Here is a 15,510-nt window from a genome sequence, read left to right on the forward strand (position 1 = left end):
AAAGCAAGGGCCGATTTCTTTTTTAAACCTATGTTTCTGGCATTCATCCCGGCATTGAAATACCGGGCCTTCTGCCAATCGTTCGTAAATCAGGGTCATCGTTGCCGGCATTAAAATGCCGCTGAAAACTCCTTGAAGCATGCGGGATAGTATCAATATTTCAATGGACCAGGAAAAGGTGATCAATAGCGAGCAGATAAAAAAGCCTGTTAGTGCCCCGATGTATACTTTTTTATATCCGAACCGGGCGCCAAACCAGCCTGCAGACGGTGCAGCGGCTCCTGCCGCCAGCATAAACCCGGTGACTGTCCATTGTGCTGTCGGGAGTTTTGCAGCAAATTCCCCCATGAACGAAGGTATTGCGATATTGACTGTTGACGTGTTCATGACAGCTAAAAAGTTTCCGAAAAAAACGGCGGCAATAATCGACCAAAATGCTTTTTCACTGCCTTTCCCTTGACCAACCACGTTGTCACCCGATTTCCATTTAAAAGCTATACGCATTTTATCAAAATAATGGTGAAATCGGAACTGATTGGCCTTGAACCATTTAACGGGGTACTGTCAAATTCTGGAGATGCCGCTCCAATTCCATTATCGCTTTGGCCCGATGGCTGATCCGATTTTTCATCTCCGGCTCCAATTCTGCCATGGACCGGCCTTCAGCCGGAACGTAAAAAATAGGATCATAGCCAAAACCGCCTGTCCCTCTTCGCTCATGTAAAATGACGCCTTCACAGGTTCCGTTTACTGTCATCGTCTTGACTCCCGGTCCGGCCAGTGCGAGTGCACAATAAAAGCGGGCAGACCGTTCTTCATTACGGACTCCTTCCATTTCATGCAATACTTTATCAATATTGGCTTGATCGTCCTTCCCGGGCCCGGCATACCTGGCTGAATACACCCCGGGCCTTCCGTCAAGCGCATCGACCACCAGCCCCGAATCATCGGCCACAACATATGCGTTCGCCAAACGGGAAATCGTCTCGGCTTTTATAATGGCATTTTCTTCAAATGTTTCACCCGTCTCCTCGATATCCGGAATGTCCGGAAAATCGAGGAGTGTTTTGGCCTCGATTCCGTACCGGGAAAATAACTGTTCGAATTCCGTTGCTTTTCCTTTATTTTTTGTAGCGACAATGATCCTTTCAATCAATACCCTCACCGCTCCCATTTATACCTTCTGTTTTGCTTCCGACTTTCTCAGCGACATCTCCCAATGCCGCTCTTTGCATATCAAACAATTTTTTCAAACCTTTTTCTGCTGCTGCAAGCATGTCATGCAGTTGAGCAGCCGAAAAGGTTGCTTCTTCTCCCGTTCCTTGCAGTTCAACAAATTCTCCTGCTCCTGTCATAACGACATTCATATCGACGAGGGCAGCACTGTCCTCATGGTAGTTCAAGTCAAGCACAACGCCCGCCTCTTCAACGATCCCGACGCTTGTGGCCGCAAGAAAATCCGTGACGGGAAACCCGGGCAATTCTTTTTCATCCGCCAGCTTGGCGATTGCCATCGTCATGGCAACGAAAGCGCCGGTAATGGACGCCGTTCTCGTTCCGCCATCTGCCTGGATCACATCGCAGTCGATCCAAATCGTTCTTTCTCCGATGGTATTCAAATCAACAACGGCACGCAGCGCCCTTCCGATCAGCCTTTGGATTTCCATCGTTCTACCTGACACTTTTCCCTTGGACGATTCCCTGATATTGCGGGATTCCGTCGCCCTTGGCAGCATGGCATATTCAGCCGTAATCCAGCCCTTTCCTTCCCCGCGCATAAAAGGCGGCACCCTTTCCTCAATGCTTGCTGCACAAATTACTTTCGTTTCCCCGACTGTAATGAGCACCGACCCTTCGGGGTGTTTTAAAAAATCTGTTTCCATATGTATCTCTCTTAATTCATCCGCTTTTCTTCCATCAATTCTCAACTGCTTGTCCTCCTTTAACTTTCCAAAACCATTTTCCGCAAGATCTGTATGATAAAAAAACAACAGAGGCTGCATCACTGTTTTGCCAGCCTCTTCCACGTCTACCTTTAGTATAACAAAAATAGTTGAATTAATAACTTCCTGTATTCACTTTTTCCGGACGGGAAACAGGAGCCGTTAACGGTTCACCCTTTTCGTTTAAAAGTTCCTGCTTGCCACCCACCGCTATGGCAACGCTTTTTACATCTTCTAATTCCGTTAATGAAAGAACCAATGATTGAAGGGTTTCTTCCGATATCATTTTTTCCTTGGAACTGCCCAGGACCGCTTCATTAAAGTTTAAGGTGACAACCCCTTCTTTTACTTTAGGTTCATCGAGCAATTTCACGCCGCCGCCCATTCCGCTGACCAAAGCAGCCATCATTCCGGGACCTTCTGCCAATTCATTGACAATCGCTGTTATATCATCCGTCTCGGCGTTTGAAACCCGCTTCGTGACGGGGACATAATACGGTTTATCATCTGATTGGGCTAAGTAATAAACGGTTAATGGACGAGTATTCGTAATATCCGCAACTCCGGACTCCTCCAAATTAATGCCGTCCTGCCTGGATAATCCCTTTTCGCTGATCGGGGTTTTGTCTACAGGCATCTCATTTATTTTATGGCCATTCATCCTCAGTTCGACGCGTTCAATAGAGTCAAACTGGGTCAACGTCCATGTAATCGCCTGTAAAATTTTCTTTTCATCTTTTGCTTCGTAATCTGCAAATTCCTCTGAAAAATCAACGATTGCCGTTCCGTCCTGTATATCGACATCTACCTCCGTGTTTGCGGGAAGCACGGTTCTGAAACCGTTTGGCAATTTTTCGGTTACCGGCCCATCCGCAACAAGATATTCCAGCGCCTGCTTGGCTGGACTATCCGATGCCGGGAGAGGAAGCGTTTGAGAAACGACTAAACCGTTTCGGTCAATCAAATATAAATCTCTCATCACAGTCTTTTCAGTCTCCCCCTCACCTGTGGTTTTTTGTTCCTCCTCTCCGTCTTTGGGGGATGTTTGAAGTTCCTCCCCTTCTTTTAGGTAGGAGACCTCTTTTGGAGGATCCAACTTCTCCTTTCCTTTGCTCAAAAGCCCGCAGCCCGATATGAACCCGCTTGCTGCTAACATAACAATCAAAGCGGCCAATTGCGCTCGTTTAAACATTCCTACCCCTCCTAATTATACGGTTTGTACTTCCATGTATACGAGCTGTTTTGTTTAATTAGACCGCTTGGGCACATGTTTTCGGAAACAATTAAAAAAAACATATCCCGCGCGGAGGATATGTTTATAATTTCAAAACGCCCTTTTCAATGTTTGTTGCATGGATGGACAAGTTGTTGATTCCCAGCCAGTCGGATGCAATTTTTCCAAATAGTTCTTTTGATCCAGTCGTAAAAAACCGGTGTTCGGGAGGCGCGGATTCGATATTTAATATTTCTTTATAGTGGAGAATGGCACTCACTTCACTGGCCGTCTCCTCTCCGGAGCTGATGACATGCACATGGGAACCCATCTCTTTTTCAATGAGAGGACCCAGAAGCGGGTAATGGGTACAGCCAAGAATCAGTGTATCAATATCCGTTTCCTTTATCGGTTTTAACGTTTCTTTTACAATTTTTTTGGCAATATCGCTGTTATATTGAAAGCTTTCCACAATGGGAACAAATTTGGGGCAAACGAGCTGCGTTACTTTCGACTCCGTATTGATGGCGATGAGTTCGCGTACGTAAGCCTCGCTCTTGATTGTACCCGCCGTTCCCAGAACCCCGATTCGATTATTTTTCGTTACCTTCAAGGCGGCCCTGGCTCCCGGGGAAATGACACCGATTACCGGTATTGGCAGTTCGGTCCGTATTTCATCCAGTACGACGGCAGTGGCCGTATTGCAAGCAATGACGAGCATTTTAATATTCCAGTCCATTAAAAAGGAAGTCATTTCCCATGTGAATGCCTTTACTTCCTCTTCCGGCCTCGGGCCGTACGGGCAGCGGGCCGTATCGCCAACATAATATATTTGTTCATGAGGGAGTTGCCGCATGATTTCTTTTGCTACAGTTAATCCTCCAATACCTGAATCAATAACTCCTATTGCCTGTTTCAATCAAAACGCCTCATTCTTTTTTCATTTCACGATGAAGTTTCTCCAAGCTGTCCTTTAAATCGATTACTTCATTTTCGGAAAAATCCTGGAGAACATCGTGCAAATATTTTTGTCTTTTCTTGATGACTTCGCCGATGATTTTTTCGCCCTTTTCTAATAAGTGTATGCGAACGACCCGCCGGTCTTTCGGGTCTTTTACCCGTTCGACGAGCATTTTTTTCTCCATTCTGTCTATGAGATCGGTCGTGGTACTGCAGGCGAGAAACATCTTGCCCGAAAGTTCGCCGATCGTCATGTCGCCTTCTTCAAACAGCCATTGCAAGGCAACAAATTGGGGGGGTGTAATCGAATAGTCTGTTAGTAATTCTCTCCCCTTTTGTTTCACAATCGCAGATATGTATCGAAGATCCTTTTCCAGCGTGGCGACCAATTGTTCATTATGTTTCAGGATCATGTTTTCATCCATTAAAACGGTTCCTCCCACATCCTTTTATAAGCATTGTCGCCTTTTTCAGATAAAAAAACAAGGGGAAATACAGTTGATTCCCCCTTGTTTACAACAATTTCATTGATTCTTCAATAAATGCGGGCAGATCATCCGGAGTTCTGCTCGTGACAAGCTGATTGGCGCAAACAACCACTTTTTCATCTTGATAATCGGCACCTGCATATTCCATATCGACCTTGATCGATTTATAACCGGTGGCTTTCCTGCCTTCCAAGGCTTTCGCCGTGATTAACAACTGCGGCCCGTGGCATATGGCAAACACCGGTTTCTTTGCCTCCATAAATGCTTTGGCAAATTGGACAAAACGGTCATCGGCACGAAGCTGGTCCGGTGAAAAACCCCCTGGAATAAACAAGGCATCAAACTCATCTGCTGAAACATCATCAATTCCTTTGTCAATGGGAACGTTTGACTGTTCCTGTTTGCCCTTGACAATTTTTCCCGCTTCTTTTTCAATCGTGACAACCGTATGGCCGGCTTCCCGAAAAGCCTTCGCAGGCTCTGTATACTCCGAGTCCTCAAACATGTTTGTGATGACAGTTGCAATTTTGCTCATTTTGAACAACCCCTTATATTTGTGCTATATTCTTATTTTCCCTTCACAGTTTTTCTCAAACCAAAAGTGACATATTTTTGTATAAGTTGACACGGAACAGCTTTTTCATTCACAACCTAAATTTGTTCATGGTAAGATGAAGTGAATCCAAAACAAACGAAACTTGAAATATTCAACTGACTTTGGACTGGAGTGACTTCTTTTGGAAACAAAAAGAGCATTGCCGATTTTATTTGCGGTTATGTTTTTTGTGATGGTAGGCTTTGGCATCATTATTCCCGTTCTTCCGTTTTATGCTGAAAATATGGGGGCTTCACCGGCTGAATTGGGTCTTTTGATGGCTGTCTATTCATTCATGCAGCTCCTGTTTGCTCCCATGTGGGGGAGGATTTCCGACCGGATCGGCCGTAAGCCCGTGATAATGATCGGTATATTCGGATTGGCCATTTCATTTTTCATGATGGCATTGTCTTCGCAACTATGGATGCTGTTCGCGGCAAGAATCATCGGGGGATTTCTTTCTTCGGCCAATATGCCAACGGTTATGGCGTATGTGGCTGATATTACAACGGATGAAGACCGTGGTAAAGGGATGGGCATTATAGGTGCATCCGTTGGCCTCGGCTTTATTTTCGGCCCGGCGATCGGCGGAATTTTTTCAAAAACAAGCTTAAACATGCCTTTTTATGTCGCAGGCATTTCCTCTCTCTTTACGTTTTTTTTGGTGATGATTATCCTGAAGGAATCGTTATCCAAGGAACGGCGCGGCGGACATGCTCCTGAAAAAACGCCTATGCTCCGGGCTTTGAACGGTCCTGTTTCCGTTTTATATATCATGCAGTTTTTCACTTCTGTTTCGTTGGCCGGGCTTGAGGCAACATTTGCCTATTTTGCCGCAAAAAAAGCAGGATTGGGAACGGTTGAGCTCGGTTATCTTTTCATGATCATGGGGCTGGCGGGAGCCGTTGTCCAAGGCGGCCTCGTTGGAAGGCTTACAAAAAGATACGGAGAAGGTGTCGTCATCCAGGGCGGGATCATCTTGTCCATCATCGGATTTTCCCTTATTTTGCTCGTGGACAGCTTTACTACGGCAGCCATCTATTTGACGGTTTTTGGAATCGGAAACGGGGTGATCCGGCCGAGCGTATCGGCGCTGCTTACGAAAAAATCAACGACCGGACACGGAAGCACGACGGGGCTGTTATCCTCCTTTGACTCTCTCGGCAGAATTATCGGGCCGCCGCTTGGGGGCTGGCTGTTCTCCGTGGCGATTGGACTTCCGTACATTTCGGGAATTGTGATTTCCATACTGGCGTTTATTTTGTACCAATTGTATAAAGGGAAGACAAGGCAGCTTGAGTCAATGTCTTCATAAGAACCCAAAACCGGCCTCCTTGCGGAAAGCCGGTTTTGTTACATGCTCTCGTTGCATCAATGCGATTTTTTAATATTTAAGATCTTCAGCAAATTTTTTATGGATGTTTACTTTTCCAACCCTTTCATTCGTTTACAAGAAATAGAGGAAACATGCCGCGATAACCAAATTGGGCAAACCAACCAAAATAAGTCTTGTACTTACCGCGGTTCTTTCATGTCTTTCACTCATCGATTCATTGGCATAATTGGCCCTCATCCGATCACCGCTCACAAGTGCCCCCGACGAAAGCGCCCCCAGGCCAAGGAACAATAACCCGATACCTCCGGTGATAAAGACAACCTTTTCCATTCCCCACATCCCAAGACATAATAAAATAGCAACAACAGATAAAAGAATCCCGACCATTACATATTTCAATGCTCTCCCCCCCTTTAAGCTATTTACGCTTGAGGAAACGATTGGTTTCATTGTGAACACTCTTTGTTTTCAACATTTTGAAACTTTTCAAAATAACAACTGTGACTTTATAAAACCACAGTCTTCAAAATGGCAATTATCTTTTCCTGGCATTTGTCAAGGGGGATTTGCTCTAAGTCAGATGAAGTGATACAGCATCACCACCCCTATTCCGACGCCCACTGTCAATAGCAGGCTTCTGGTCAGGAGCCCCGCAATCAGACAAACCGCCGCAGCAATGAGGTGTGACATTTCCCAGTGCTGGTGATCTTCCAAAGGAAGCAATTCTTGCGCCAATAAGGCGGATAAGATGGCAACAGGTATATATTTTAACCAGCGCATGCCCCAATCAGGAATTTCTATCTTACTTAAAACGACCAAGGGGAAAGCTCTGGGCAAAAACGTCACGATCGCCCCGCCAATAATGATGAATAATACATCCCACCTTAATTCCACTTTTCCATCACCATCCCGACACAAGCAGCAAAAATTGTTCCTATAATAACATCAATGCCGGCTGGAACAACCAAGCTGGCCAGCACTGTAAAAATAACCGCACTAAAAATGACGACTATTTCAATCGATATTTTCGGTTGATTTAAAACTTGCAGTATAAGCAAGCCAATAAACATCGCAGGCAAAGCAAAATCAAGGCCGAAAGTTTCAGGCTGTTCAATCCATGTTCCAAAATAGCCTCCGGCTACATTTGCCAACAACCAGTTGAGATAAGCCGTTACGTTTAGGCCAAGCATCCAGTGATAATCAGCATGCTTCTTTTGAGCCAAATGGTTCGCTGCGACACCAAATGTTTCATCTGTCAACAAAAACCCGGTAATGAGATTCTTTTTCGGGGGCAGGTGCCGAAAATGGGGTGCTAAAGCAGCACTCAATAAAAAATATCTGAGATTCACAATAAAAATCATCAAAATGATAGACATGACAGGGGCACCTGCAACCCACATTCCCGCAGCAATAAATTGAGCCGAACCCGCATAGAGAAGCAAGGACATCAGCGCTATTTCCATTAAGCTTAATCCGGCTGTTTTTTCCACGACGCCTGCGGCAAAACCAATGCTTAAATAACCTAATACTGTCGGTAAACAATCCTTCACACCTTTTAAAAAGGCATGATTAGCTTCATTTGTCGTTACCAGTCTCTCCATTTTCCGTATGTCCCTCTCAAACTAGCGCAACTTCCAGCCGCTTATTGTTTTTTCCTTTGCTGCTGACTTTTACGAGCCTCATTTCGCCAATTTCTTTTGTATTTGCAACATGTGTACCGCCGCAAGCCTGTTCATCAATGGATTCAATGTTTACTAGGCGAATTTCAGTAACAGTCGGCGGCAATAAGTTCACAGCCGTTTTGACCAATCCGGGGCGTGTTTCGGCCTCACTCCTTGAAATCAGTTGATATTTGATCGGATGACCTTCTTGGATGATTTGGTTCGTTTCTATTACAATCTCATCATATTGATCTTCTGTTAAATCTTGAAGCCGATTAAAGTCTATTCTGGCCCTGTGAGGATAAATTTTATTGCCAGTACACAGTGCCCCATACTTTTTATTGACAACTGCTCCCAGCACATGCAATAAAGAATGATGTCTCATGAGTCCCCGGCGTCTTTCCCAATCGATTTCGGCCGTCACTTCCCCCAATATTAATCGTTCGGCGTTTTTGACGAAGTGAATAATTTTCCCGCTTTCCCTTTTTACTTGAAAAACATCAAACACTTCGCCTTCTTGAATCAATGTACCAGTATCACACTCTTGTCCCCCGCCGGTTGGATAAAAAATGGTCTGATCGAGAATCACTTTATCCCCTTCAATCGATAAAATATTGGCATTGCACATGGTTTGGTATGAGTCCTTTAAAAACAGTTCTTTTGTCATCTTTGATCATCTCCATTAGATGTTATTTTGCTAACTACTATAAAAATGGGAAGAAAATACGGTTCATTTTATTTGAACCGGTTTCCTTTCACAACATGACTTAAATCCATATTTGTTCTCCAAAGGGCATCCAATTTGTCAGCCCCAAACTCTTTCGTGATTTCCTCAATCATGATGTCATGCCTGATATATTCAGTAGCTATAAGCACAAGAGCAGGGTCCTTCGTTTTTACCGCCCATGCAAAAGACTTTTCAGTAAAATTGGCAATCAACACTTCTTCTCCATCGCGGGCCGCAACCGTCAAATGGCCGCCCATACGCTCCCTTACCACATCAGGCTGCATATAGTTGTGGTGAAATGTTAATCCCAACTGAGTATCGGGAGCACCAAAAAGAATGGTAAAAATGTGAATTCCATCCTTTACCCGCTGATCAACCGCCTCTTTGATTTGCGGAACCTGTGTTTCCCAAACGGACAGCCATAACTCATTTTTCGCCGAACGGATTATATTCAGCATTTCTTCGATTACATGTTCATGGCTGCGAATATGCCAAATCACATCTGTTTCCCGTTCACTTTCAATCGATGGCAGCTGCTGCTCCAATGCATCAAACGTTTCGGCAAACGACTTGCGAAGGCGCTCGATTAAATCTTTTGCGGGTATGGGTGAATATTTTACCGGTTCGGACGGAACAACATAAATCGCGCCTTTATCCAATAATTTACCCAACACTTCATAGATCATGGATCTCGGTACACCCGTGCGTTTGCTTACCTCATACCCCGTGACAGGTGAGTTTTTTAATAAGCCGACATAGGCTTTGCACTCGTACTGCGAAAAACCCAGTTTCTGCAGCTCCGTATAAATGCCCTCCATAAAACGCCCCTCTTTAGTAGTTATTCATATAGCTACTATAAGATGCCGAATTTGTTTTGTCAATCACCTGAGGTATTTTTTACATTTTCAGCCTCAGAGACTGTCCAAAAACATGGAACATATTATAGATAGGAAAAAAAGCCTCCCATAATACAGGAGACTTTTTGGTTTTATAACACTTCTTGCAATTGTGAAAGGGAAAAGAATCTTTCCGTTTCATACCCCTGAAAATGTTCATGCCGATCAAAAATGAGAAACATTTGTTAAAGGGCATAGTCACTTTGCCATCAAGAGACGGACTTTTTACATACTATTCGTCATTCTTTCTTGCAATCCGTTTTCTTTTTGAAAACTGCCCTTGTTCCAACGGAACCTTTCAACTGCTCGATAAAGTGAAGGTACAACCACCAATGTCAACAATGTCGATGTTGTTAAGCCCCCAATAACAGTGATGGCCAATCCTTTTGAAATCAAGGCAGCGGAAGCGGACTCGATATCGGCTGACAGTGCAAGCGGTATAAGGGCACAAATGGTTGCAACTGCTGTCATGACGATGGGTCTGAGGCGGATTTTCCCTGCTTCCACGATCGCTTCCTCTACTTCCATTCCCTGTTTGCGGTTATTTTCAACCCGATCCAGGAGAACAACTGCATTTGTGACAACGATTCCGATTAACATTAACAATCCAATTAAAGAGCTCAAGGAGAGCGGCTGTCCGGCAATGAGCAAAAATCCGAACGATCCGATGGGCACGAACAAAATCGAGGTTAAAATGACGATGGGCGTCAGCAGACCGTTAAAGGTCAAGCATAAGATGAAAAATACCAGTACGATCGCTGTGATCATCGAAACCCCCATCTGGGTATATTCTTTTATGATTTCCTCATTCGCCCCGCCTGTTTTTAGACTCACTCCTTCAGGCAGTTTCAATGCTTCGACATCTTTTTGCACTTTGCTTGATTCCTCTAAAATATTATTCCCTTTTATTTGTGCAGTGACTTTTGCCAGCGTTTTGCCGTTTTCCCGGTTAATTTCAATAGGTGTTTTCGTTTCCACAACTTTTGCCACTTCTTTTAGTTGTTTTTCACCACTGGAGGTTGGAATTTTTAATTCCTCCAATCCGGACTTGCTTGCAATTTTTTTATGATAATCAATCGTAACATTCATATTATCATCTTTTATTTTATAATCGACTAATTCAACAGCATCTAATTGTTCATGGACCAATCCCATCAATAGGCTGGGATCGACATTTAGTTCTTTTCCTTTGTCATTTAAAGAAATCGACCATTTTTTACGTGCTTCATTCATTTCATTTTTTACGTTTTTTAATTGGCTGTTTTGCTTCAACAAATTTTCCACTTGTTTTGATGCTTTTTCCAACGCTATTGCGTCGTCTCCATACATTTCGATGACCACTGTATTTCCGGAAGATCCTTGTGCTTGTGATAATTCCTCAACTGTTATTTCTGCTCCAGGAATATCCGCTTTGACAAGGTTGGATAGGTTCCTTTTTAATGAACTCATTTCTTCGTCGGCAGTGAAACCTTTTTTCAATTTTACGATAAAGGTGGCTTCGTTATCATTTTTCTGGAATGATAGCGGATCTGCCGGTTTGCCGACTTCGGCGCTGCTATAATCAATTTCTTTTTTTCCCTCCAAATAGGTTTCCACTTTTTTGGCGGCTTTGTCCGTTTCTTCAAGCTCCGTCCCTGCAGGAAGAATCATACTAATGTTTAAGGATGTACTGCTTCCCGCTGGAATTAACGAAAATCCCATGAACGGCACTAACGATATTGAACCGACAAGCAGCAGGATGGAAAGAGTCAGGACCACGCCTTTTCTTCTGATCGCCAGGCGAAGAAGTTTTTCATACCCTTTCACCAGTCTGCCTTCCTTTTCTTTTGGCTTCACTTTTTTAAAGAAAGTTTTCCCCAATACAGGTATAAGCATAATCGCCACAAATAGTGATGTTAAGATGGAAATGGCCACGGCAAGGGCAAACGGGCGGAATTGCTCCCCAATCATCCCATCCACAAAGGCAACCGGCAAAAAGACGATACATGTGACAAAAGTGGATGAGGCAACAGCAGTCATCACTTCTTTCGTTGCTCTGAACGCAATCTCTTTCCGACTCAATGTCATGCCTTTTTCCTGCAGCCAGCGGTACATATTTTCAATAACGACAATACTGTCGTCGACAATCCGGCCGATTGCTACTGCAAGGCCCCCTAATGTCATGACATTCAACGTATAACCTATATAATCCAATGCCATGATCGTGACAAGAATTGAAACCGGCAATGAGATAATCGAAATGATCGTCGCACGGAAGCTTCGCAAAAATAAAGCGATGACAATAATGGTAAATAACGCTCCAAACAATCCTTCTTTTACCAATTTGGAGATCGACGTATCAATTTCCTTGCCATAATTCAAAATTGGATATTTTTCATACTTTGCTTCTGTTTGATACTGCTCAAAAATCTTTTCAACTTTATTGGTTACAGCAACCGTATTGGCGTTTTTCTCTTTTGTAATGGTGAAAACAAAAGCCGGCTCTCCGTTATAACGGGATATTTCTTGCTCTTTTTCTGTTTCTTTAATAGTGGCAATATCGGATAATTTTACACCTGGTCCCGGATTTGGCTGATCGCTGCTGATCACCAATTTGCGTAAATCCTCAATTGATTGAATGCTGCCTCGTATATCAACAGGTATTGTTTGGCCATTGTTTTCAACCGTTCCAACGGCCATGTCCATATTTTTGCTTTCCAGCACATCCTTCACAGTTTGTAAACTGATCCCTTTTTCCAATGCCTTTTCCTGATTTAATTCAATCACCCAATTAGGGTCCTTAAGTCCGGTAACCTCTACATTTGCTACCCCGTTCACTTTTTTGATTTCAGGAATAATCGTTTCTGTTATTTTTTTCTGAAGCTGATCGCGGTCATCACCTGTTAATGCAGCCTGGTAGACGCTATTTAACATATGATCAATTGTCAATACTTGCCTATCGGCATGTTCAGGTAACGGGACACTGTTCACGATCGCCTCCAATTTATTATTTACTTTATCAAGATCAGTCCCGTACGGATATTGAACCTCAATCGTGACCACATTGCTTGTTGTTGAAGCAATGACATTTTCTGCTTCATTTGCGGACAATATTTTTTCTTCCAGGGGCACCGTTATATTTTTCTGGGTTTCTTCTGCAGACTGGCCCGGGATTGCGATTTGAACAAATAAAGTAGGATAGGAGAGATCTGGCATGATTGACTTTTGAATTTTTGTCGTTGCAAACAATCCACCTCCTAAAACGAGGATGCATAGTAAAAAAACAGCAATCCCGTTTTTCAAACTCCATTGTGTAATTCTCGACACTTTTTTTACCCCCTAATATTTTCTTCTCTCAAAACATAGCAGGGCATTATGAACTGAATATGAACAAAAAAGACCGCAAAGCAAGTTTTGCGGCCATTAATGATTCACTTCTTTTCTTTTCATTTGCTTTACAGGTAATGTAATGGTAAATTGGCTCCCTTTTCTCGGCTTGCTCGTTACGCAAATATCGCCATGATGCAACTCTACTATTTTTTTGACAATCGATAGTCCGATACCGCTGCCATTTTTCTTTGTCCGGGAATGTTCTGCTTTATAAAATCGTTCAAAAATTTTCCTCTGATGTTCTTCTTTTATGCCAATGCCTGTATCTTCAATTTCAATAATGATCGTACGGGGCTTTTTCTTTATCCGAACACCAATTGTACCCCCGTCCCTATTATATTTAATGCTGTTATGTATCATATTTTGCCAAACTTGATGCAGCAAATCTTCGTCTGCCACGATATAAGTCTTTGGCAAATCCACCGTAAATGTTATCTGTTTTTTCGACCATTCCGGCTCCAAATTTAAAATAACCGTTCTGATTTGTTCATCCAATAAAAAACGTTTCGGTTCAAACGGATGTTGATTCGATTCCAACGATGCAAGCCGAAGCAAATGACTACTTAGGCGTGATAACCTTTCACTTTCCGATTCAATGATCTGCAAAAATTCCAAACGCTCCGCCACAGGCAGTTCTTTCTCCCTTAACGCTCTGGAGAATCCGCGAATCGTAGTAAGGGGAGATTGAATTTCATGAGAAACATCCGAAATAAAATTTTTCCGCATTTGTTCGATTTTCTGTAAATCTTCAGCCATCATGTCAAAATTTCTTGCTAAAACACCGATTTCATCTTTTCGTTTTGAATGTAGATGAATGTCAAAATTCCCCTTGGCCAATTCCTGTGTTGCTTTGGTCATTTTTGTTAATGGTTTAACGATAAAACGGGAGACAATCAAAATTAACATACTTCCTGAAATCAGCACGCTTATAAATCCTAAAAGGACAACTTGATAAGCGCTCTTTTCAATCCCATCAGCATCACTTAAATAAACGAAGAGTGCGTAATGTTTGTTTTCTTTTTGAAAAGGAATCCCGACGATCGGGTTATTAAAATCATCGCCATCTTCCCGGTACACGTTTCCTTGTAAAACTTGGTGAATTCTCTTTTCAGGAATGGATCTTTTGGTCGTTCCAATCACTTCGGCCAATCCTTCCGAATCATATAGCGCAAAATTCACGTACATAGGGATAAACAAATCATTCGCTAAGGTTTTTATTTCTGAAAAATCATCCCATTTTTCCGATAATGCAATAAAACCTTTTCCCTGCTTCATTAAAAGTTCTTCCTGTTCTTCGCCAAAGCGTGATTGAACGAGAAAACCGATCGTGAAAAAACCGACAACAAGACTGACGATTACAGTAATGATGTAAACGATAACGATCCGGGTATATAACGTTTTCATTTTTTCACTTCCAATTGATAGCCTAAACCACGAACTGTAACGATTCGAAACTGGTCTGTCCATTTTTCAAACCGTTGCCGGATACGTTTGATATGAACATCAACCGTCCTTTCGTCTCCTTCATAATCCACTCCCCAAATTTGCTCGATTAATTGGCATCTTGTAAAGATATTTCCCGGATAACTTGCCAATTTAAATAAGAGTTGAAATTCTTTCGGCGGCAATACAATGATTTGATCTTCGATTTCAACGCTTTGTTTTTTTTCATCCAATTTGAGAAGGCCAATCGTAACGGTAGATGAATAGGCTATCCGATAACGGCGCAGCAATGCTTTTACACGCAGCACAAATTCAACGGGATCAAACGGCTTCACGATATAATCATCGGTCCCGCTTCGAAAACCGTCCACCTTATCTTTCGTTTCCCCTTTTGCGGTTACCATTAAAATCGGGACAGTCGAAAATTGCCGGATTTCTTGGCATACATCAAAGCCGTCCACCTTCGGCATCATAATATCGAGTATCACTAAATCCACCTGATTGTTTTCCATCAAACGTATTGCTTCTTCACCATCGAAAGCTTGCAAAATCTCAAAGCCTTCCGGTTCAAGATACACTTTTATAAGCCGTTGAATATGCGGGTCATCTTCCGCTACCAATATCCGAATCACTTTCCATCACCCTTAAACTTGTATTCTCGTTATTTCTTGATTCCATCTCATATTATACTATTTTTGTATTCAGATACTTGCACACAAAAAGCTTCGTTTTTTAACTCACGGCAATCGTATTGATAAGTACAGACCTCCGATTACGTAGGTTTAACATTGGAATTCAAAACAATCAAAACCACCAGTGTGAACTGGTGGTTTGCTCTGCGGCTGAAAGCCTCTCTTACCGGCCTCGGCCTAAAAGGCC

16 protein-coding genes are annotated in these 15,510 nt (G+C 43.0%); 1 reads left to right on the forward strand and 15 read right to left on the reverse strand.

Annotation, left to right across the window (positions count from 1 at the left end; translation table 11 throughout):
- The 7 genes from AB1L08_RS18405 to AB1L08_RS18435 all read right to left on the reverse strand — a co-directional run.
- Nucleotides 1-468 (reverse strand): MFS transporter (locus AB1L08_RS18405; protein ID WP_413066096.1); only part of this gene is annotated, 468 nt, incomplete at its 3' end.
- An 82-nt stretch (nucleotides 469-550) separates the two neighbouring features.
- Entirely contained in the window at nucleotides 551-1,153 is a 603-nt protein-coding gene (locus AB1L08_RS18410) for an XTP/dITP diphosphatase (RefSeq protein WP_413066111.1), read from the reverse strand.
- Nucleotides 1,149-1,928, reverse strand: a complete 780-nt coding sequence (gene rph, locus AB1L08_RS18415; protein ID WP_413066097.1) for a ribonuclease PH — start codon at nucleotides 1,926-1,928, stop codon at nucleotides 1,149-1,151. The genes AB1L08_RS18410 and rph overlap by 5 nt, the downstream gene beginning before the upstream one ends.
- 130 nt (nucleotides 1,929-2,058) lie before the next feature.
- Nucleotides 2,059-3,135, reverse strand: a complete 1,077-nt coding sequence (locus AB1L08_RS18420; protein WP_413066098.1) for a GerMN domain-containing protein — start codon at nucleotides 3,133-3,135, stop codon at nucleotides 2,059-2,061.
- A gap of 124 nt (nucleotides 3,136-3,259) precedes the next feature.
- On the reverse strand, nucleotides 3,260-4,075 hold the full coding sequence (racE, locus tag AB1L08_RS18425; protein WP_413066099.1) for a glutamate racemase: 816 nt from the start codon (nucleotides 4,073-4,075) through the stop codon (nucleotides 3,260-3,262).
- Nucleotides 4,076-4,085: 10 nt separating this feature from the next.
- Entirely contained in the window at nucleotides 4,086-4,541 is a 456-nt protein-coding gene (locus AB1L08_RS18430; protein ID WP_413066100.1) for a MarR family winged helix-turn-helix transcriptional regulator, read from the reverse strand.
- 88 nt (nucleotides 4,542-4,629) lie between these two features.
- Nucleotides 4,630-5,139, reverse strand: a complete 510-nt coding sequence (locus tag AB1L08_RS18435; RefSeq protein WP_413066101.1) for a type 1 glutamine amidotransferase domain-containing protein — start codon at nucleotides 5,137-5,139, stop codon at nucleotides 4,630-4,632.
- A 202-nt stretch (nucleotides 5,140-5,341) separates the two neighbouring features.
- Between AB1L08_RS18435 and AB1L08_RS18440 the strand changes: the two genes are divergently transcribed.
- A complete protein-coding gene (locus tag AB1L08_RS18440; RefSeq protein WP_413066102.1) occupies nucleotides 5,342-6,514 on the forward strand; it encodes an MFS transporter in 1,173 nt (390 codons plus the stop codon).
- A gap of 132 nt (nucleotides 6,515-6,646) precedes the next feature.
- On the opposite strand, the gene AB1L08_RS18445 is transcribed toward AB1L08_RS18440, so the two are convergent.
- The 8 genes from AB1L08_RS18445 to AB1L08_RS18480 all read right to left on the reverse strand — a co-directional run bounded on the left by AB1L08_RS18445 (nucleotide 6,647) and on the right by AB1L08_RS18480 (nucleotide 15,263).
- On the reverse strand, nucleotides 6,647-6,934 hold the full coding sequence (locus tag AB1L08_RS18445; protein WP_413066103.1) for a DUF5316 family protein: 288 nt from the start codon (nucleotides 6,932-6,934) through the stop codon (nucleotides 6,647-6,649).
- Between the two features lie 177 nt (nucleotides 6,935-7,111).
- A complete protein-coding gene (locus AB1L08_RS18450) occupies nucleotides 7,112-7,429 on the reverse strand; it encodes an AzlD domain-containing protein (protein WP_413066104.1) in 318 nt (105 codons plus the stop codon).
- Entirely contained in the window at nucleotides 7,420-8,136 is a 717-nt protein-coding gene (locus tag AB1L08_RS18455; RefSeq protein WP_413066105.1) for an AzlC family ABC transporter permease, read from the reverse strand. The genes AB1L08_RS18450 and AB1L08_RS18455 overlap by 10 nt, the downstream gene beginning before the upstream one ends.
- A gap of 16 nt (nucleotides 8,137-8,152) precedes the next feature.
- Nucleotides 8,153-8,863, reverse strand: a complete 711-nt coding sequence (locus AB1L08_RS18460) for an alanyl-tRNA editing protein (RefSeq protein ID WP_413066106.1) — start codon at nucleotides 8,861-8,863, stop codon at nucleotides 8,153-8,155.
- 68 nt (nucleotides 8,864-8,931) lie between these two features.
- Entirely contained in the window at nucleotides 8,932-9,741 is an 810-nt protein-coding gene (locus AB1L08_RS18465) for a TrmB family transcriptional regulator (RefSeq protein ID WP_413066107.1), read from the reverse strand.
- A gap of 303 nt (nucleotides 9,742-10,044) precedes the next feature.
- The gene (locus AB1L08_RS18470; protein ID WP_413066108.1) at nucleotides 10,045-13,125 is read right to left on the reverse strand and encodes an efflux RND transporter permease subunit; all 3,081 of its coding nucleotides are present in this window, start codon (nucleotides 13,123-13,125) and stop codon (nucleotides 10,045-10,047) included.
- Between the two features lie 96 nt (nucleotides 13,126-13,221).
- On the reverse strand, nucleotides 13,222-14,592 hold the full coding sequence (locus tag AB1L08_RS18475; protein WP_413066109.1) for a sensor histidine kinase: 1,371 nt from the start codon (nucleotides 14,590-14,592) through the stop codon (nucleotides 13,222-13,224).
- Nucleotides 14,589-15,263 carry a response regulator transcription factor gene (locus AB1L08_RS18480; RefSeq protein WP_413066110.1) on the reverse strand — a complete coding sequence of 225 codons (675 nt, stop codon included), beginning with the start codon at nucleotides 15,261-15,263 and terminating at the stop codon, nucleotides 14,589-14,591. The genes AB1L08_RS18475 and AB1L08_RS18480 overlap by 4 nt, the downstream gene beginning before the upstream one ends.
- Nucleotides 15,264-15,510: the final 247 nt, after the last annotated feature.

The organism is Siminovitchia jepli (assembly GCF_047228825.1).
In the GTDB taxonomy this organism is placed as follows: Bacteria; Bacillota; Bacilli; order Bacillales; family Bacillaceae_C; genus Siminovitchia.

Excerpts from the sequence above, each read along its gene's own strand:
- AB1L08_RS18420 (WP_413066098.1), bottom strand. The coding sequence starts at position 3,135 with ATGTTTAAACGAGCGCAATTGGCCGCTTTGATTGTTATGTTAGCAGCA.
- AB1L08_RS18430 (WP_413066100.1), bottom strand. The coding sequence starts at position 4,541 with ATGGATGAAAACATGATCCTGAAACATAATGAACAATTGGTCGCCACG.
- AB1L08_RS18435 (WP_413066101.1), bottom strand. The coding sequence starts at position 5,139 with ATGAGCAAAATTGCAACTGTCATCACAAACATGTTTGAGGACTCGGAG.
- AB1L08_RS18455 (WP_413066105.1), bottom strand. The coding sequence starts at position 8,136 with ATGGAGAGACTGGTAACGACAAATGAAGCTAATCATGCCTTTTTAAAA.
- AB1L08_RS18460 (WP_413066106.1), bottom strand. The coding sequence starts at position 8,863 with ATGACAAAAGAACTGTTTTTAAAGGACTCATACCAAACCATGTGCAAT.
- AB1L08_RS18465 (WP_413066107.1), bottom strand. The coding sequence starts at position 9,741 with ATGGAGGGCATTTATACGGAGCTGCAGAAACTGGGTTTTTCGCAGTAC.
- AB1L08_RS18475 (WP_413066109.1), bottom strand. The coding sequence starts at position 14,592 with ATGAAAACGTTATATACCCGGATCGTTATCGTTTACATCATTACTGTA.